The organism is Chroococcus sp. FPU101 (assembly GCF_017312365.1).
GTDB lineage: Bacteria > Cyanobacteriota > Cyanobacteriia > Cyanobacteriales > Microcystaceae > Chroococcus.
Map to the genome: position 1 here is coordinate 128927 of NZ_BLJI01000008.1, position 18205 is coordinate 147131.

Annotated in this window: 20 protein-coding genes, 1 tRNA gene and 2 pseudogenes; 18 read left to right on the forward strand and 5 right to left on the reverse strand. The window is 38.3% G+C overall.

Annotation, left to right across the window (positions count from 1 at the left end; all coding sequences use genetic code 11):
- Nucleotides 1-17: 17 nt before the first annotated feature.
- The 5 genes and pseudogenes from CFPU101_RS10085 to CFPU101_RS10105 all read left to right on the forward strand — a co-directional run bounded on the left by CFPU101_RS10085 (nucleotide 18) and on the right by CFPU101_RS10105 (nucleotide 4138).
- Nucleotides 18-941, forward strand: a complete 924-nt coding sequence (locus CFPU101_RS10085; RefSeq protein ID WP_206815223.1) for a BsaWI family type II restriction enzyme — start codon at nucleotides 18-20, stop codon at nucleotides 939-941.
- 116 nt (nucleotides 942-1057) lie between these two features.
- A pseudogene (locus tag CFPU101_RS10090) lies at nucleotides 1058-2538 on the forward strand (hydantoinase B/oxoprolinase family protein).
- Nucleotides 2539-2685: 147 nt separating this feature from the next.
- Nucleotides 2686-3024 carry a TMEM165/GDT1 family protein gene (locus tag CFPU101_RS10095; protein WP_206815224.1) on the forward strand — a complete coding sequence of 113 codons (339 nt, stop codon included), beginning with the start codon at nucleotides 2686-2688 and terminating at the stop codon, nucleotides 3022-3024.
- Nucleotides 3025-3035: 11 nt separating this feature from the next.
- Nucleotides 3036-3326, forward strand: coding sequence for a TMEM165/GDT1 family protein (locus CFPU101_RS10100; protein WP_206815225.1), 291 nt, complete (start codon nucleotides 3036-3038; stop codon nucleotides 3324-3326).
- A 125-nt stretch (nucleotides 3327-3451) separates the two neighbouring features.
- The gene (locus CFPU101_RS10105; protein ID WP_206815226.1) at nucleotides 3452-4138 is read left to right on the forward strand and encodes a PHP domain-containing protein; all 687 of its coding nucleotides are present in this window, start codon (nucleotides 3452-3454) and stop codon (nucleotides 4136-4138) included.
- On the opposite strand, the gene nagA is transcribed toward CFPU101_RS10105, so the two are convergent.
- On the reverse strand, nucleotides 4124-5275 hold the full coding sequence (gene nagA / locus CFPU101_RS10110; protein ID WP_206815227.1) for an N-acetylglucosamine-6-phosphate deacetylase: 1152 nt from the start codon (nucleotides 5273-5275) through the stop codon (nucleotides 4124-4126). The two genes, CFPU101_RS10105 and nagA, sit on opposite strands and share 15 nt — an antisense overlap.
- A gap of 239 nt (nucleotides 5276-5514) precedes the next feature.
- On the opposite strand from nagA, the gene purE reads away from it, so the two are divergent.
- Entirely contained in the window at nucleotides 5515-6036 is a 522-nt protein-coding gene (gene purE / locus CFPU101_RS10115) for a 5-(carboxyamino)imidazole ribonucleotide mutase (protein WP_206815228.1), read from the forward strand.
- Here purE and CFPU101_RS10120 read toward each other — a convergent pair.
- A complete protein-coding gene (locus CFPU101_RS10120) occupies nucleotides 6033-7118 on the reverse strand; it encodes an ABC transporter ATP-binding protein (protein ID WP_206815229.1) in 1086 nt (361 codons plus the stop codon). The two genes, purE and CFPU101_RS10120, sit on opposite strands and share 4 nt — an antisense overlap.
- Before the next feature lie 3 nt (nucleotides 7119-7121).
- The gene (locus CFPU101_RS10125; RefSeq protein WP_206815230.1) at nucleotides 7122-8207 is read right to left on the reverse strand and encodes a PotD/PotF family extracellular solute-binding protein; all 1086 of its coding nucleotides are present in this window, start codon (nucleotides 8205-8207) and stop codon (nucleotides 7122-7124) included.
- Between the two features lie 144 nt (nucleotides 8208-8351).
- Between CFPU101_RS10125 and CFPU101_RS10130 the strand changes: the two genes are divergently transcribed.
- The 11 genes and pseudogenes from CFPU101_RS10130 (at nucleotide 8352) to CFPU101_RS10180 (ending at nucleotide 15394) form a co-directional block, all read left to right on the forward strand.
- Nucleotides 8352-9227 carry an aldose epimerase gene (locus CFPU101_RS10130; protein WP_206815231.1) on the forward strand — a complete coding sequence of 292 codons (876 nt, stop codon included), beginning with the start codon at nucleotides 8352-8354 and terminating at the stop codon, nucleotides 9225-9227.
- 62 nt (nucleotides 9228-9289) lie between these two features.
- A tRNA-Lys gene (locus CFPU101_RS10135) sits at nucleotides 9290-9361 on the forward strand.
- A gap of 310 nt (nucleotides 9362-9671) precedes the next feature.
- Nucleotides 9672-9962: pseudogene (locus CFPU101_RS10140) on the forward strand (SulP family inorganic anion transporter); the annotation flags it as partial.
- A gap of 24 nt (nucleotides 9963-9986) precedes the next feature.
- Nucleotides 9987-11369, forward strand: a complete 1383-nt coding sequence (locus tag CFPU101_RS10145) for a cation:proton antiporter (protein ID WP_206815232.1) — start codon at nucleotides 9987-9989, stop codon at nucleotides 11367-11369.
- A gap of 153 nt (nucleotides 11370-11522) precedes the next feature.
- Nucleotides 11523-11858, forward strand: a complete 336-nt coding sequence (locus CFPU101_RS10150) for an NADH-quinone oxidoreductase subunit K (protein ID WP_206815233.1) — start codon at nucleotides 11523-11525, stop codon at nucleotides 11856-11858.
- Nucleotides 11855-13285, forward strand: coding sequence for a cation:proton antiporter (locus CFPU101_RS10155; RefSeq protein ID WP_206815234.1), 1431 nt, complete (start codon nucleotides 11855-11857; stop codon nucleotides 13283-13285). The genes CFPU101_RS10150 and CFPU101_RS10155 overlap by 4 nt, the downstream gene beginning before the upstream one ends.
- Nucleotides 13282-13665, forward strand: a complete 384-nt coding sequence (locus CFPU101_RS10160) for a Na+/H+ antiporter subunit E (RefSeq protein ID WP_206815235.1) — start codon at nucleotides 13282-13284, stop codon at nucleotides 13663-13665. The genes CFPU101_RS10155 and CFPU101_RS10160 overlap by 4 nt, the downstream gene beginning before the upstream one ends.
- The gene (locus tag CFPU101_RS10165; protein ID WP_206815236.1) at nucleotides 13662-13916 is read left to right on the forward strand and encodes a hypothetical protein; all 255 of its coding nucleotides are present in this window, start codon (nucleotides 13662-13664) and stop codon (nucleotides 13914-13916) included. The genes CFPU101_RS10160 and CFPU101_RS10165 overlap by 4 nt, the downstream gene beginning before the upstream one ends.
- A complete protein-coding gene (locus CFPU101_RS10170; protein WP_206815237.1) occupies nucleotides 13916-14194 on the forward strand; it encodes a monovalent cation/H(+) antiporter subunit G in 279 nt (92 codons plus the stop codon). Before CFPU101_RS10165 ends, CFPU101_RS10170 begins: the two co-directional genes overlap by 1 nt.
- The gene (locus CFPU101_RS10175) at nucleotides 14187-14729 is read left to right on the forward strand and encodes a DUF4040 domain-containing protein (protein ID WP_206815255.1); all 543 of its coding nucleotides are present in this window, start codon (nucleotides 14187-14189) and stop codon (nucleotides 14727-14729) included. Before CFPU101_RS10170 ends, CFPU101_RS10175 begins: the two co-directional genes overlap by 8 nt.
- Nucleotides 14730-14731: 2 nt before the next feature.
- Entirely contained in the window at nucleotides 14732-15394 is a 663-nt protein-coding gene (locus tag CFPU101_RS10180; protein ID WP_206815238.1) for a Na(+)/H(+) antiporter subunit B, read from the forward strand.
- Nucleotides 15395-15482: 88 nt separating this feature from the next.
- Here CFPU101_RS10180 and mtnB read toward each other — a convergent pair whose 3' ends face one another.
- Both mtnB and CFPU101_RS10190 read right to left on the reverse strand, forming a co-directional pair.
- Nucleotides 15483-16097, reverse strand: a complete 615-nt coding sequence (mtnB, locus tag CFPU101_RS10185) for a methylthioribulose 1-phosphate dehydratase (RefSeq protein ID WP_206815239.1) — start codon at nucleotides 16095-16097, stop codon at nucleotides 15483-15485.
- Nucleotides 16090-16731, reverse strand: coding sequence for an HAD-IB family phosphatase (locus CFPU101_RS10190; protein WP_206815256.1), 642 nt, complete (start codon nucleotides 16729-16731; stop codon nucleotides 16090-16092). Before CFPU101_RS10190 ends, mtnB begins: the two co-directional genes overlap by 8 nt.
- A 103-nt stretch (nucleotides 16732-16834) precedes the next feature.
- Between CFPU101_RS10190 and CFPU101_RS10195 the strand changes: the two genes are divergently transcribed.
- Nucleotides 16835-18184: an OB-fold nucleic acid binding domain-containing protein gene (locus tag CFPU101_RS10195; RefSeq protein WP_206815240.1), complete on the forward strand. Its 1350-nt coding sequence runs from the start codon at nucleotides 16835-16837 to the stop codon at nucleotides 18182-18184.
- Nucleotides 18185-18205: the final 21 nt, after the last annotated feature.

An 18205-nucleotide genomic window follows, 5' to 3' on the forward strand; every position in this document is an offset into this window, starting at 1 on the left:
AATTATTTATGAGCAATATGCAGAAAAAATATAATTTTATTAAGGAAGAGAATCAACTAATCAAAACAATTAAAAATGCTTATTATATGTTGCCAGTTCTCTCTAAAATAGATGAGATTTTAAAGGAAGATAATTCAATTCATTATCAAGACGCTTTTAATTCTCTTCACGACATTATTCAAGGTTCAAAACACGAAGTACTAGAATTAATTAATAAAAGAAAAAAAAGTGGACTAATCAAAGATATTAATCAAGCTTCAAAATCTGTTGTAGGTAATATTTTTCCTTATTCCTTGATGTACATTTTTTTGAAAAACAAAGAAATTCAAAATATTGAACAACATATTTATATAACTAATAGAAAAACTACTGTTAAAGGATTTGACAAAATATCGACGATAAAATTAGCTGATGGTGAAACACAAAAACCAGATTGTGATTTAATTATTTACTCGTACCCTAAAAATTCTACTGGAGCTACTTCTTCTAAGATAACCACTAACAAAGATAAAAATACAGACTGTCCTAAATGTATAATTCTATCTTTGAAAACCTCTTTACGAGAAAGAGCCGCCCAAACTTACAAATGGAAACTTTTATTAGAAATTGCTAACGAACATAGCTCTAAAATTAAAGAAAAATATGGCATTGTTTATGAGGCTCCTGAAGTGCCACTCATTTGTTTTGTAACAGTCAATTTTTATAATGAAATTAACAATCCTCAGCAACGAGGGATGTTAAAGTTTTTTGATAGATCATTTTTAGCTAAAAAAGTCAATAAAGAAATTAAAAAAGATTTGAAAATTATTAATGAAGAAGAGACAATAGAGGAAGAAAAAACGACAGAAATAAGAAAACAGAAGCCCAAAGAATTCATCAGTCCTTTGTCTGAATTAGTAAATCTTGTTAATGAATTTTTTCAGTTAGATAATAAAGAGTAACAGAAACTGATAAATATTTAGTAATCTTTGTTAGCCCAAATATGTTCAACCCATCGCAATGTGATCCAGTTTATCTCGAAATCTTTAAAAATCTCTATCAATCGATCGCCGAACAAATGGGCATTACCCTACAGAATACGGCATCATCGGTCAATATCAAAGAGCGTTTAGACTTTTCATGTGCAATTTTCGACCAAGAAGGCTTATTAGTCGCCAATGCCCCCCATATTCCCGTACATTTAGGCTCAATGAGTGAAAGTGTTCGCAGTTTAATTGAAGATGACAAAAACACGTTACAGTCGGGAAATGTTTACTTATCCAATAATCCCTATAATGGAGGAACACATTTACCCGATGTCACGGCAATTACACCCGTTTTTGCTCAAAATCAACAATTTATATTATTTTACGTCGCTTCACGAGGACATCAAGCCGATATCGGAGGAATTACCCCTGGTTCCATGCCTCCCCATAGTAAAACCATAGACGAAGAGGGAATTTTATTTGATAACTTTTTGCTCGTTGAACAGGGTCGATTTAGAGAAAAAGAGTTACGAGAAGTCTTAGCTAGTAATCTATATCCAGCGCGAAATCCAGAGCAAAATATAGCCGATTTTCAAGCCCAAATTGCCGCAAATGCTAAAGGAGCGCAAGAATTACAAAAAATGGTCGCTCAATACGGACTACCCACCGTACAAGCATATATGAAATTTGTGCAGGATAACGCCGAAGAATCCGTGAGAAAAGCCATTGATGTATTAAAAGATGGTGAATTTAGTTATCTGATGGATAATGGCGCACAAATTACTGTAAAAGTAACAATAGATTCTAATAATCGTAGTGCAACCATCGATTTTACTGGAACCTCTCAACAACTAGCCAGTAATTTTAATGCACCGAAAGCCGTCACTCAAGCGGCTGTTTTGTATGTATTTCGCACGCTAGTCGATGATAATATCCCCCTCAATGCTGGATGTCTCAAACCTCTACATCTGATTATCCCTTCTGGCTGTATGCTAAACCCAACTTATCCCGCAGCTGTTGTCGCGGGCAATGTCGAAACCTCGCAGCGGTTGTAGATGCCTTGTATGGTGCTTTGGGGGTTCTCGCAGCTTCTCAAGGAACGATGAATAACTTTACCTTTGGCAATGAGCAATATCAATATTATGAAACTATTTGCGGGGGTTCGGGTGCGGGTGCTACTTTTGATGGAACCGATGCAGTACACACCCATATGACCAACTCTCGCTTAACTGACCCAGAAGTGTTAGAGTTTCGTTATCCCGTACTCGTAGAAAGCTTTAGTATTCGTCCGAATAGTGGAGGAAAAGGTAAATATAACGGGGGAAATGGTATTACTCGAAAAATTCGCTTTCTTGAACCAATGACAGCGAATATCTTATCCAATCATCGCATTATTCCGACCTTTGGTTTAGCAGGAGGGAACGCGGGAAAAGTGGGTCAAAATTCAGTACAGCGCGAAGATGGCACAGTCAAAGAAATAGAAAGTACCGCTACTGTCGAAATGAATGCAGGTGATATCTTTATCATCGAAACACCAGGGGGTGGCGGTTATGGTGGGATAATTGATAGTTAATTTACTTATAGAGGTGACGTTGGTATGTCAAACTCAAGCAATTTTAGGCTAAAAAAGCTTGAATTTTTTCCATAAGCAATTAAATGAGTCAAAGTGAGGATTTTTAGGTAAAAATGAAAAGAGTATGATAATGACTAGATCTAAAACATGACTGCTACTCAAGAAACCAATTTAAAATCAGAAATTCCTGTTCATCAAACGTCTAATCCTTTTTGGACGGTTTTTAGTTCGACTTTTCTCACGATTTTTTTAGCGGAAATGGGGGATAAAACCCAGTTAGCCACTTTATTAATGAGTGCTGAATCAAAATCACCTTGGGTTGTGTTTGCAGGTTCAGCAGTCGCTTTAATCTCAACCAGTTTATTAGGTGTTTTGATCGGTTATTGGATTTCAAGACGATTATCCCCTAAAACGCTCGATATAGCGGTTTCACTTTTATTATTATTCATTACCGCCCTATTACTTGGCGATGTTCTTTATTCTTAGATTTTTAGATTATGAATTGGCAATTATTTGGCTTGACTTTTATGACGGTTTTTCTAGCAGAATTGGGCGATAAAAGTCAACTGGCTGCGATCGCATTAGGAGGCAGTTCTAAATCACCTCGTGCGGTTTTTTTAGGCTCAATTACTGCTTTAATTTTGGCTAGTTTTTTGGGAGTAATTGCAGGTGGTAGTATCGCTCAATTCTTCCCTCCAAAACTCTTAAAAGCCTTGGCTGCTTTGGGTTTTGCTTTATTAGCTTTAAAAATTTTGTGGTCAAGTTTGTTAGAGGAAACCGAAACTTAAACAAGTATAAATACTTAATAAATGTGATAGCTGTTACACAATTTTTTCACCAATGCTGCTTAATATTTGTTATTGTGGATTTTAACAAACTGAAATATTAATATCAGCCATTAGTAGGTTTAAACATGGTTTTATCTACTGTAAAGCCATCTGTCGATGTTCAAGGTCTTAAAGAAGTTTGGGCAACTCTTCAAAAAGATAGTTGTCCGTATCATTACAACTTCCATATGCACACGATTTGTTCTGATGGACAATTATCTCCTGTTGACTTAATGGAACAAGCGGTCAAAATTGGACTCAAAGGAATGGCAATTACAGATCATCATTCCGTAAAAGGTTATCAAATCGCTCAAACTTGGTTAGATGAAAAACATCAATTAGGTTCTGACGCTCGTTTACCTCATCTTTGGACAGGTGTTGAAGTCACTTCAGACTTATTCGGTACAGAAGTTCATTTACTCGGTTATGGTTTTTCACTCGAACACCCCGCTATGACTCGCTATTTGCAAGGGGAACGCCCGAAAGCAAATGACGCATATGCAGTTAATGTGATTCACGCCATACATCAAGCAGGGGGTTTAGTGGTTTTAGCCCATCCCTCGCGCTACCATTGTTCAGCAGAAAGGCTGATTCCTGCTGCGGCACGACTTGGCATTGATGGGATAGAAGCTTTTTATGCTTATGGCAACCCGAAACCTTGGACAACCAGTATTAAAGAAACGGAAAAAGCGTTACAACTGAGCGAAAGTTATCAGTTATTCAATACTTGCGGTACAGATACACACGGCAAAAGCTTGTTACAACGTATTTAGGTTTAATCGTTCCCAAGTTAGTCGTTTACTGGCTTCTGACAGATGCCATCGCAGCAGCTTGGCGGTTTGTCCGATTTCAATTCCACGTAAGTTGATCGCTTTACGGGGTGATTCTGTGGCTAGTGCGATCGCTATTTCTGGTTCACAGAGGCCCCATCTGACTAAATTTTCTACTCCTTTAAATAAAGGTAATGTAGTTCCTGCTAAGGTACCATTCATTAAACGCGCTGTTCCCTCTTTAACTTCTATTTGACGACTATCCCAAGGATAAAAACCATCATCTAAACCGATGGGGGCTAGGGCATCACTTATTAGGAAAATTCCTTGTTCATAGTGACTTGCCCGCAGCAGAAGATCGATCATGGTTGGTGAAACGTGACGACCATCAGCAATTAATCCACAGTATACATTTTTATTGACAATGGCCTCAGCCAGTAAACCAGGTTTGCGGTGGTGTAGCGGTGGCATGGCATTAAACGCATGAGTTACCATTGAAGCACCCCAAGCAAAGGCTTTTTTAGCTTCTTCGACGCTGGCGAGTGAATGTCCTAAACTAACAATAATTCCTTGATGATGAAGGTATTTAATGACTTCTCCGTTAAGGTCTAATTCGGGGGCTAGAGTTACAATTTTGACAAGATGTGTATAGTTACCAAGTATGTCTTCTATTGCTTCTAGACTCGGACGAAGTAAGTATTCTGCTGCGTGTGCGCCCCGTTTTTCGACGTTTAAAAATGGCCCCTCTAAATGAACACCTAAAATTTTGGCCGTTTGGATATTCGTTTGGGGATGCTGTTTAATATATTGATCGATAATTTTAAGCGATCGTTGTATGTTTTCGACTGAAGTAGTAACTAATGTTGGTAAAAATCCATCTATTCCTTGTTTCCATAAAAAGTTACAAATATCTTCTAAGACAAAGTTATCCGCCTCTGTTAGTTCGGGAAACGCTTTGCCTAATGCCCCATTAATTTGTAGATCAACTCCCCCTAATGAGATCCAATCCCCCTTTAGATCGATGATTTCTCCAATTTCTTCTAATGTTGGATTAATTTTTTCAATGATTCCATGAGGGTTAATATAGATTTGTTGTAGCTTTTCCAAACCTATAATGCGGGCGTTGACCAGTGTTATCATATAAACAAGAATTGCAAGAATTTAATTTTTTATTTTAAGGCAGAAACGCGACGCACTTTTGTTAAACAGTTTCTTGACAAATTCGCTTTTTTTTGCAAAAATATTTTTATAATGGAAATATTTGCACTTTTATAAAAATACCTATATTTCGATTATGAATAATTTTTTCTTATAAACAAGAATAACATAAAAACAGTTTAGTTTACTAAAAATTTTCTTTTTTCCCTCAAAAAATTCTCATGAATCAAGCAAAAATCGGGATAATTATGGGGAGTGATTCAGACCTACCCACGATGAAAGAAGCGATCGCCGTTTGTGAAGAATTTGGCGTAGTTTGTGAAGTGGGAATCGTTTCAGCCCATCGCACCCCCCAGAGGATGTATGAGTATGCGTCTATGGCTCATCAGAGGGGTTTAAAAGTGATTATTGCAGGTGCAGGAGGGGCAGCCCATTTACCTGGGATGGTGGCATCATTAACCCCATTACCCGTCATTGGGGTTCCAGTGACAACGAAACAATTAAACGGCTTGGATTCATTGTATTCTATTGTACAGATGCCTGCGGGTATTCCAGTGGCGACAGTTGCGATCGGTAATGCTAAAAATGCGGGATTATTAGCAATTCGGATCTTAGGCGCGAATGATCCAGAATTGTTAGAAAAAATGATGGAATATCAACAGAGTTTAAATCAAATGGTCTTAGATAAACAGGATAAATTAGACACAGTGGGCTACAAAATCTATCTAGAACAGATGTTCTAATTTTGGAGAACGCGGACATTTTGAGGAGCGATCGCAACTTTAACGTATTCTTGGGGTTGATAGCTATCTTGATTAAAAGAATTTTGTTGACGCACACTTAACACACTTTGTGGGCTCAGACGCACTAAATATCGAGTATCGGTACCCAGATAAACCACTTCTTCGATGACACCCGTATAACCCTCTACATCAGACGTAGTAGGATAAAGGAGCGCTTTTTCGGGACGAATGACGAGAGTAACAAACGTTCCCACAGGTTGAGGAGTTGAACTATTGATCTTAAACGGTAGCGTCTCATCTACTAATACTACGCCTTGATCTCCCTGTTGTTCAACGACTCGCCCAGTTAAGAGGTTACTTTCCCCAATAAAATCAGCAACAAAACAGCTTTGCGGTTCTTCGTAGATTTCTCTAGGGGTTCCGACTTGTAACAGTTTACCCTGATACATCACAGCAATGCGATCGGACATGGTTAAAGCTTCTTCTTGATCGTGGGTTACATAAATAAAAGTAATGCCTACTTTTTGCTGCATATGTTTTAATTCTAGCTGCATTTCTTGACGAAGTTTAAGATCTAATGCCCCTAGTGGTTCATCTAAGAGTAATACCTTAGGTTTTTTGACTAAGGCACGTGCGAGGGCGACTCGTTGCTGTTGTCCCCCAGAAAGTTGACGCGGATAACGATTTTCTAGACCTTCTAGTTGTACCATATTTAAAGCATCGCTCACCCGTGTCCGAATTTCTGTACGTGATAGCTTTTCCATTTCCAAACCAAACGCGATATTTTCAGCTACTGTTAGATGAGGAAAAAGGGCGTAACTTTGAAAAACCGTATTAACAGGACGATGAAACGGTAGACGTTGTGCCATCGGTTCACCTTGAACATAAATTTCTCCTGATGTTGGTAATTCAAAACCTGCAATCATTCTCAAGGTTGTAGTTTTGCCGCATCCAGAAGGGCCTAAAAGAGAAAAAAATTCACCTTCTGCCACTTTTAAATTAAGCTTTTCGACGACAGTAAAATCTTTTTTTTGAGAATTTTTAAAGGCTTTAGAAACATTAATTAATTCAACCGAAACCATCTCTTATTTACCGACTCCTAATTTAGCTTCCGTCCACGCTTCATCATAAAAACGGGTTGCTTCTCCGACATCTTGAATAAACTTTAATTTTTTGTACACTTCTGATGGCGGATAAATTGCAGGATTATCGAGTTCAGTTTTATTAATGAGTGCTTTTTCAATGGATACTTTATTCGGTGTTCCATATTTAATAAAATTAGAGTTTTTAGCACTGATTTCTGGCTCTAATAGAAAATTGATAAATTGTTCGGCTAATTCTTTGTGGGGCGCACCAGTGGGAATCGCAAAGTTATCTACCCAAATCAAAGAGCCTTCTTTGGGTATTACATAACGTAAATCTGGATTTTCTTCCATAACTTGAAACACATCACCACTCCATTCTACAGCAATATCAACCTGTCCTTGATCGAGTAAAACTTGTCCTGTATCGGGTGCAAAAGCTGCAATATTTTCTTTGTGTTGAATTAGAAAATCTTTGGCTTTATTAATTTCTTCTGGATTAGTCGTATTCGGATCGTAACCTAGATAGAGCAAAACTGCACCCATCATCATCCGCATTTCTTCAATTAAAGAAACTCGCCCTTTATATTTAGGATCAAACATTTCTTGCCAACTATCTAAATCTTGTTTCGTTTTTTTTAAGTTATAGCCTAAACCTAGAGTTCCCCATTGATAGGGTAAGCTATATTGATTATTGGGATCGAAGGGAGGATTAATAAATTTTTCATCGATATTTTTCAGATTTGGAATTTTAGTATGATTAAGAGATTCGATCATGCCTTCTTTTCCCATAATCGTCACTAGATAATCAGTGGGAAAAATAATATCATACCCAGGGTTACCCGCTTTCATCTTTGCATAAAGATCATCAGGCGATTCAAAAGTATCATATTGGACTTTAGCGTTAAATTTTTGTTCAAATTCGCTAAGGACATTGGGAGCGATATAAGTTGAATAGTTATAAACACTTAAAACATTTGACGTTTGAGATGAGTTTTCAGTTGATGGAGGATTATTTGCTGTACAACCAAAGGGAAGAATGACACCAATGAGGAACAGAAACAACAGTGAAAGCAAACGTTTTTTCATCAATGAAATTTTTTAGATAAATGTCTGGAATGATCATAACTTACATTTTCTATTTTCTCGTCTCATTCGTACTATTTTTTGTACTTTTCAATCGCGATTTGTGTTTTGAGTAATAATTTAGATAATTGATTACGAAGAAACAGAATGACTGTGTTTGCGATCGCACCGACAAAAAAACAATATCTAACCTATATTCTTTCTGACTCCGAGTCTGATGCACGTCTAGAAGTTGTTCCCGAAAGAGGAGGTATTATCACCCGTCTTTCACTCAAAGGAAAAGAAATTTTGTATCTAGATGAAAAACGCTTTGCCGATGCTTCTATGAGTGTGCGTGGTGGAATTCCGATTTTATTTCCGATTTGCGGCAATTTACCCGAGAATACCTATACACATAACGGACAATCTTACACGCTTAAACAGCATGGGTTTGCCAGAGATTTCCCTTGGGAAGTGATAGCCGAAGAAACGGAATCTTGTGCGAGTTTAAGTCTCTCCTTAGAAAGTAATACCACGACTTACAAAGATTATCCTTTTGATTTTCAGTACGTTTTAACTTACCAACTTCAGGGAAACCGTTTGAAAATTTTGCAGCAAATCATAAACCATTCGGCGCAAAAAATGCCTTTTTGTGTCGGTTTCCATCCCTATTTTCAAGTAGAGGACAAAAATCAGCTAGTTTTCGATATTCCTGCTACTCAATACCAAAACCAAATCACAAAAGAGATTCATTCATTTACAGGTGGCTTTGATTTTAATGAAGATGAGATTGATGTTGCTTTTTCTGATGTGACTCGCTCATCTTGTAGCTATACTGATCAATACCGTCGCCAAGAAATTAGCCTAACTTACTCAGATATCTACTCTACGGTTGTTTTTTGGACAGTTAAAGGAAAAGACTATATTTGTCTTGAACCTTGGAGTGCGCCTCGTAACGCCCTTAATACGGGTTTATCCTTGCATTATATCGATGCGGGTGCTAGCTTTAAATCATGGGTAGAAATCACAGTGAAAAACTTTTAGATTTAGCTCTTGCATAGACTAAATATCTATGCTAATATTAGAAATCGTGTGGAAAACACAACGGGACGCTAGCTCAGCGGTAGAGCACTCGGCTTTTAACCGATTGGTCTTGGGTTCGAATCCCAGGCGTCCCATAATAATAAAACATATCAGATCGGCTCAAGAGGTTGATCTGTATTTTTATTTTTCTAGAAAGTCCCTTAAACACGAAGGCTGATTATTTAGTCAGTTCTTTAGTCACTCATTAAGTATTGATTAAACTAAATATCGTAGCTGCTATCAATTGATTAATTTTATGAATCTTTTCAAAATTCTTGTCAAGAGCGAAGGATTAATATAGACTAATTGCAATAAATGATATAAATTGCATTGCAAGAAATAAATGCTATTAGAGCAGCCGTGTAATGGAGCGTATCAGAAAATCTGATTTTAGGGAAAACTCGAATGCAAATTACCAATCGTATTCAATTCAACAATCTTAGGGGAGATATTTTTGGAGGCGTAACGGCTGCCTTTGTTTCGCTCCCTCTAGCATTAGCCTTCGGTGTCGCTTCAGGAGCAGGAGCGATCGCAGGACTTTATGGTGCTGTCGGTGTTGGCTTTTTTGCTGCCTTGTTTGGGGGGACACCAACCCTCACTTCTGAGCCAACGGGGTCGATGACCGTCGTCATGTTGGCGGGTCTTTTTCAAATTATCTTTGGTTTCTTCAAACGTTGTCGGTATCTAAGTCAAATCTTAACTCGTTAATTAGCTCAAATCATGACTAACCTATCTTTCTTTTTATCGCCATTTTCTTTATTAGCAACCACTCCAGAGACTGAAAATGCACCAATTGTCCTAACGGGAGTATTACTAACCCTAGTTGTAATCTACATTGCTAGTAAAGTTGGTGGCGAATTATCTAAACGAGTCAATTTACCCCCTGTGTTGGGTGAATTGATCGGTGGAGTCATCGTTGGCGTATCGGCACTTCATTTAATCGTACTACCCGAAGCGGGGGCGAGTGCTGGCGACTCTGTGATTATGCAATTTCTACAAATGCTTAATCATCTGACTCCAGAGGCAATGGAGACTATTTTTCAAAGCCAAAGTGAGGTCATCTCTGTCCTAGCAGAATTAGGGGTGATTGTCTTACTCTTTGAAATCGGTTTAGAATCGGATCTTCAAGAACTCCAAAAAGTCGGCATCAGCGCGATGATTGTTGCAGTAGTGGGGGTAACCGTTCCTTTTGGTCTGGGTACAGTGGGCTTAATGACGCTCTTTCATGTCCCCGCCATTCCAGCGATCTTTGCGGGTGCTGCTCTAACGGCTACCAGTATTGGTATTACCTCAAAAGTTCTCTCAGAAATTGGACAACTCAAATCAAAAGAAGGACAAATTATTGTTGGGGCTGCCGTCATTGATGATGTTTTAGGGATTATCGTCTTAGCGGTAGTTGCCAGTCTGGCTAAAACAGGTGAAATTGATGTTTTTAATGTCATCTATTTGATTATCAGTGCGACCGTCTTTCTGGTTGGTGCTATTCTTCTAGGTAAGGTCTTCAATAAAACCTTTGTCGCTTTAGTGGAGCGTTTGCAAACCAGAGGACAAACAGTAATTCCCGCCTTTACCTTTGCTTTCCTCATGGCGTTTTTAGCCAATGCGATTCATCTAGAAGCCATTTTAGGTGCTTTTGCGGCGGGTTTAGTTCTCGATGAAACTGAGCGACGCAAAGAGTTAGATCAACAGGTAATTCCCATTGCAGATATCTTAGTTCCCATCTTTTTTGTAACGGTAGGGGCTAAAGCTGATTTAGGTGTACTTAATCCAGTCATTCCAGAAAATCGAGAAGGTTTAATTATCGCTAGTTTTTTGCTCCTCGTTGCCATTATTGGTAAAGTCGTCACGGGTTGGTCAGTTTTCGGACAACCTCAAATTAACCGTTTAGCGATCGGTGTTGGGATGATTCCTCGAGGAGAAGTCGGATTAGTGTTTGCAGGAATTGGTACGGCAAGCGGAGTTTTAAATAAATCTTTAGAGGCGGCTATTATCATTATGGTCATCTTGACAACTTTTCTTGCTCCTCCTTTTTTAAGGTTAGCCTTCAAAGAGTCGGAACCTACACCAGAGAGGGGGGAAGTATTGGATAAATCGCTTAGTTAGTCATCAATTAAGAATTCGGGGTTAATTGTTTAGAACAACTTTTCCAAATAATCCCCGATTCCTAATTTTTTCTTTTCCTTTCAGTAACTTATACAAGCCTTATTTTAATTTCTAATGTTAGTGAACCTACACTGACTCTAAAAATCAATTTTTATGTTAGAAGCCTACATCTTAGCGACTATCTTGTGCGGTTTTTTGGGAATCATTTTCAAAAAAAATTTGATTATGAAAATTATCTCGATGGATGTCATGAGTACTGGGGTCATTGCCTACTATGTACTGGTGGCTTCACGAGGAGGCTTATTAGCTCCCATCTTAGGCGAAACTAACAGTCGTGCCTATGCTGATCCCGTGCCTCAAGCCGTCATTTTAACAGCGATCGTCATTGGGCTTTCTATTCAAGCACTGATGCTCGTTGCGGTGATGAAGTTGGCTAAAGATCATCCCACCTTGGAAAGTGATGAAATCGAGAAAACGAATACCCCATGACTACCCTGACGATCATCTGGATTGCTTTGCCTTTTTTTCTGGGGTTTATGATCTATTTAATTCCCAGATTAGACCGCTATCTCGCTTTAGGTGTGGCGATTATTTCTGCTGCTTATGCTTTCATGCTATTTGCGGAGCCATCGCCTCTAAACTTAACATTACTTGATAACTTTGGCGTTACTCTAGAAGCTGATCGCTTAAGCGGCTTTTTTATCTTAACCAATGCTTTGGTAACCACTGCGGTGATCTGTTACTGCTGGCCAACTGCTAAAACAGCTTTTTTTTATGCCCAAACCATTATTTTACACGGCAGCGTTAATGCGACCTTTGTCTGTGCAGACTTTATCAGTTTATATGTAGCCTTAGAAGTTCTCAGTATTGCTGCATTTCTATTGATTGCCTATCCTCGGACAGAACGCTCAATTTGGGTTGGCTTACGCTATCTTTTTGTCAGCAATACAGTAATGCTTTTTTATCTCGTTGGTGTCGCCCTAGTCTATGAGAAGCATTATTCCTTTCATTTTTCGGGTTTAAAAGATGCTGCTCCTGAAGCTCTCGCTCTCATCTTACTCGGTCTTTTGACCAAAGCAGGTATTTTTGTCTCAGGGTTATGGCTACCTTTGACCCACTCTGAATCAGAGAGTCCCGTTTCAGCTTTAATGTCGGGTGTAGTGGTCAAAGCGGCTGTTTTTCCTATGGTTCGTTGCGCTTTGATTTACCCAGAAGTCGATCCGATTATACGGATCTTTGGCGTGGGAACAGCTTTACTGGGTGTGTTTTATGCCGTTTTTGAAAAAGATAGTAAGCGAATGTTAGCTTTTCACACAGTTTCCCAGTTAGGTTTTATCCTTGCGGCTCCTGAAGTGGGGGGATTTTATGCCCTGACTCACGGACTGGTAAAAGCGGCTCTCTTTTTAATTGCTGGAGTCTTACCGAGTCGCAATCTAAAGGAATTGAAACAGATTCCCATTGATTCTAAACTATGGCTGGCTTTAGTGATAGCAAGTTTTTCAATTTCTGGCTTTCCCCTATTAGCGGGTTTTGGAGCAAAGGTATTGACGATGAAAAACCTTCTACCTTGGCAGGTTATTGGGATGAATCTTGCTGCTGTTGGGACGGCGATTTCTTTTGCGAAGTTGATCTTTTTACCCCCAGGAGGAGAAGAAAAAAAACTACATTCTGGTTTTTGGTTAGGGGTAATTCTGTTGTTGGGTGGCTTGATTGCTGCTAATGGGGTCTACTATGAGGCTTATAGTTTAGCAAATACCGTCAAACCTCTAATTACGATCGCGATTGGCTGGTTAGCCTATTTTCTAGTTTTTCAACGTTTAGTCATCTATTTACCCCGTTTTTTGGAGCAATTCGAGCATCTAATCGGTGTAATGAGTCTTATCTTAATTGTGTTGTTGTGGATGGTGTGGACATGATTTTACATCTTATCTTACGCTTAACCATCTGGTTTTTACTCACGTCGGATCTCAGTATTGCTAATATTCTGATTGGCGTAGCGATCGCTGTTTTGCTACCATATCCCTATCCCTCTAGAGAAAAATTAAAGGATTGGCTCAAGACTCTAGGAAAAATCATTTTAGCCATTCCTCAAGCCTATTTTGAAGCAATCGAAATGATTTTACATCCTCATCATCGAGAAGATGTGACATGGGAGAAGGTTCAATCAGGACGATCGCTTGGTTTAATTTTCCTTGATATTTTCCTGATCACTTTCACCCCCAAGACAATTGTTTTGAAATATCACCAAGATGGTTGGTATGAAGTTCACAGAGTGCGACGGGGTAAACAGTCATGAACCTCGTTTTAATTGCAATGATTTTTACCCTCTTAATCCCGATTTATGTAGTGTGGCGGGATGAGCAGATCTGGCAGAAGATGTTAGCTTTTGGCAGTATCTCGACCAAAACATCAATCATGATCCTCGTTCTCTCGGTCTTGCGGGATGATTGGATGATTGGTGTAGTGGCGGTGATCATCCTCAGTGTGGGGAATGCTGCCTTGATGCTGTTAGCACATATTCTAAAACGTATGGAGAGCAAAAACTGATGATTGAGCTATTAAGTTATATCTGTCTTGGAGTAGGAATTTTTTTCTGGTTCTGGGGGACTCTGACACTGGTTGATCATCGCTCAGTCTTATTTAAGCTGCATGGTCTTTCGGTGGCGGATACTCTTGGTTCAATGAGTATCATCGTTGGATTGCTGCTAAAAATTCCGCGTGAATGGCCGTTATTGCTTTTGGCGATTATTAGTCTAGCCATCTGGAATACCATGTTAGGGTATGTTTTAGCCTATTGCTCCAGTGGTGGAGGTGATGATGAATAATCTCGATCTTCTGCTAATCGTTGCTCTACTACCGTTGGTCGCTTTTTTGCTGGTTCTTCAGGTCAATCCCTACCATGCTCTGGTGATTCGTGGCGTACTAGGGGCGATAGCGGCTTTAGTTGATGCGCTGTTAGGGGCGGCAGATGTGGCGTTAACAGAAGCTTTGGTGGGGACAATGTTGGCGATTATGCTTTATGCGGTGGCGGTGCGTTCTTCTCTAGTGTTACGTTTGGGAGTGATTCAAGATGAGTCGTCTGGACTTGGACAATTAATCAGTGAGTTACGCACAATTTTAGGGAAACGCTATTTGCGTCTTGAACTGGTACCTTATAGCAATTCTCAAGATTTAGAGCAGGGGTTAAGAGATAAAGATGTTCATGCCATCTGTACTTTGCGGGAATTGGCTAACAAAGAACAGTCATCCTATCAAACTCAAACCCGTATTCAAAGGATTTATGACATTCTACACAGTGAACTTTCTCATTCAGAAAGCATTTTGACTTATGTAACTGTTTCGGATTCAAAGGAGAAATAAGGATGAAATGGCTTTATGTTTTAGCAGCGATCGCCTTTTACTTAAAGGTTTTATTGATGTCCCATCGACTACCAGACGTATCGGATCTTGCTATTGTTGAGTCAATTGTTCAAGATAGTGGTGTACCGAATGCAGTATCAGGTATTATTTTCCGAAATCGTCTTTATGACACAATCTTTGAGGTGGTTGTTTTTACGATTGCTATCATGGGAGCGACTTTTCTCTTAGCCAATGAAAAGCCAATTCACAAGATTTATCAGTTTACCGACCAACCCTCAATTATTTTAGCTCGTTTAGGAGCTACGATTACTGCCTTGGTTAGTCTTGAGTTGGGCATTAGAGGGCATCTTAGTCCAGGTGGTGGTTTTGCTGCTGGAGTAGCGGGGGGGACTGCGATCGGTTTGATTGCCATTACTTCTAATTCGGAATCGATGCAAGGGATCTATCGACGTTGGCACGCTGCTACTTGGGAGAAAGTTTCTGTTTTAGTTTTTATTCTGCTATCGGTGATTACTTTAGCTGGATATGAATTACCCCATGGAGAGTTAGGAACTTTGTTAAGTGGTGGAATGATTCCGCTATTTAACTTTTTGGTTGCCTTAAAGGTTGCTTTGGGTTCTTGGGCGATTATTTTGGTTTTTATTCGTTATCGAGGCTTATTGTGAAGCATAAGCCACCTTATCCTAGTTTGCTTAGTTATCATGCTATGAAAACCTAAAAATATGGCTAGCTTTGTTAGGCGATGATCTCAGATTATTGTAATTGACGAGAAGCCAAAATATAGCGAAAAATATATTCAGCGATTTCTACTTGATTTTTAACTTTCTCTTGAGAATCTCCCCAAACGGTTACGCCATGTTCAAGAATCAGTAAAGCAGGAATATCAGGTAATTGATCCTGAAAACGCTGAGTAATTTCTTGTGCAATTTGAGGAACATTGAGATAATTTTTAAAAACGGGCATCATCACTTTTGGATTTTCTTCCCATATTCCTAAACCTTTAACCATTTCTATCGGTGGTAAGGGTAAATAATCACCTTCAATAAAAGGAGTCATTAAATTTGCTTCTACTGAATGAACATGATAACAAGCATTTGCATTACTGAAAAGAGAATAAATAGCCTGATGAATACTGGTTTCAGCAGAAGGACGATTGTTAGGATTAGGAGATTCTATCATTTCACCTTTTAGATTCATCCTAACAAAATCATCGATTTGAAGATTGCCTTTACTTTTGCCACTTGCTGTTATCCAAAAACTTTGATCAGGAAGTTTGGCGGATAGATTTCCTGCTGTGCCAACCATCCAACCTTGTTGATAGAATTGACTAGCAGATGTCATTAATTGAAAACGAGGATCATTATTCATTATGCCAATATTTAGATAAATAATTTTGAATATCTGTAAAATCGTTCCAGGGAATATAGGGTTTATGTTCAGCTTCCATATAATCGATTAAACGATCACGTGCAAAAACCAGATTAGCCGCACTAGCCATATTAATATCGGTTAAAGAATCTCCGATCGCTATCGATTCATCTACTGAATATTGTGCCATAACTTTCACCTTAGCAACCAATTCGGCTTGATCTTCAAAATCTGAACAAACTTTTAGATTAGGATAATTTATATTAAGATCGACGGCAAAGATAGCAAAGACTTTTTTAAGCAAACCCTCACGCTTTAAAACAGTTTCTACCATCTCCCGTAGTCCTCCTGAAACTACTACAAAAGGAACTTTCTGAACTTCTAAAAAATCCATAAATTCAGCCAAACCCGAACGAATCGGCTTGTCTTGAGCATAGGCTAAAATATCACTATAACAAGTTGAGGGAATTGATTCTAGAATCTGCCGTACACCTGCTCTTAAAGTTATTTGACGACGATACATTTTCGGCATCAGTTCGGCTGATAATTCGGGGGCGAATTCTTTCAGCATTCCTGCAAAAGTTTCAATTGCAGTAATTGTTCCATCAAAATCACAAAATACGACTTTTGGCAAGTGTTCTGGCATCTTTTAAAATTGTCTAATCTGAGCATTTATTTGCTATAGTTAATTATATCGATTAACTCCATCTTTTCAAGTTTAACGCCTCAATCAGATTATGGTTAAGATTATCAGTCGTCAATCAATCGGAAAACAAAGCGTTTATGATATTGGTCTAGAAAAAGATCATAATTTTATTTTAAATAATGGCTTAATCGCTTCAAATTGTTTTAATAAATCTCATTCAACGGCTTACGCATACGTTACTTATCAAACTGCTTATCTTAAAGCTAATTATCCAGTCGAATATATGACTGCTTTGCTAACAGCAAGTAGTGATGATAAAGATAAGGTGGAAAAATATCGAGAAAATTGTCAGAAAATGGGAATTACAGTAGAGCCACCTGACATTAATCGTTCTCAAAAACATTTTACACCGATTAAAGAGAACATTCTTTTTGGTTTATCGGCTGTTAGAAATTTAGGAGAAGGAGCGATAGATGCGATTTTAAAAGCAAGAGAATCAACCGAAAAACCATTTGAGTCATTAGCGGATTTTTGTGCAAAAGTTGATCTAAGAGTAGTTAACCGAAAAGCTTTAGAAACATTAATTTTGTGTGGTGCTTTTGACCAAATTAATTCCAACCGTAATCAATTAATACATGATGTAGAATTAATTATTCCTTGGGTACAAAAAAGAGCTAAAGAAAAAGCGACAGGACAAATGAATTTATTAGATTTATTGGGAAGCAATTTAATCAATGAGTCGTCACAAGAAAATGAATTTGAGCAAGCCCCAAGCGCACCAACCGTAGCCGATTTTTCTCTACAAGAAAAGCTTAGATTAGAAAAAGATCGACTAGGATTTTATATTTCTGAACATCCACTTAAAACGATGCAAAACTCAGCTACATTTCTTTCTCCGATTAATTTAAGTAATTTAACTGAAGCAAAAACCCGTAAAAAAGTAAGTGCTATTGTTTTGATTACAGCCATTAAAAGAATTACGACCAAACAGGGTAAACCCATGGCTTTTTTAACGTTAGAAGATGCTTCAGGGCAAAGTGAAGCGGTTGTTTTTTCAGATACTTATGAAAGAATTCAAGATCTCTTAGCAGAAGATAGACAGTTAATTGTTTGGGGAAAAGTTGATCGCCGCGAAGATAAAGTACAATTAATTATTGAAGATGTTGAATTAACTGAAAAAGCTAAATTAGTCATGGTTCAATTAACAATTCATGATGCTACTAATACTTCAATTCAAACTCATCTTAAAAGTATTATTCAAGAAAATATAGGTGATAAAAATAAAGGTAAAGTTCCAGTCGTGGCAATTATTGGCAATGGTAATGATCGTCAATTTGTTCGTTTTGGTGAAAATTATTGGGTACAAAATGAATCGACTGTTGTTCAATCATTAACTAATGCTGGTTTTGCCGCTTATACTGAACCCTTAGTTAAGATTTAATATAATAGTAGTATTTTCAAA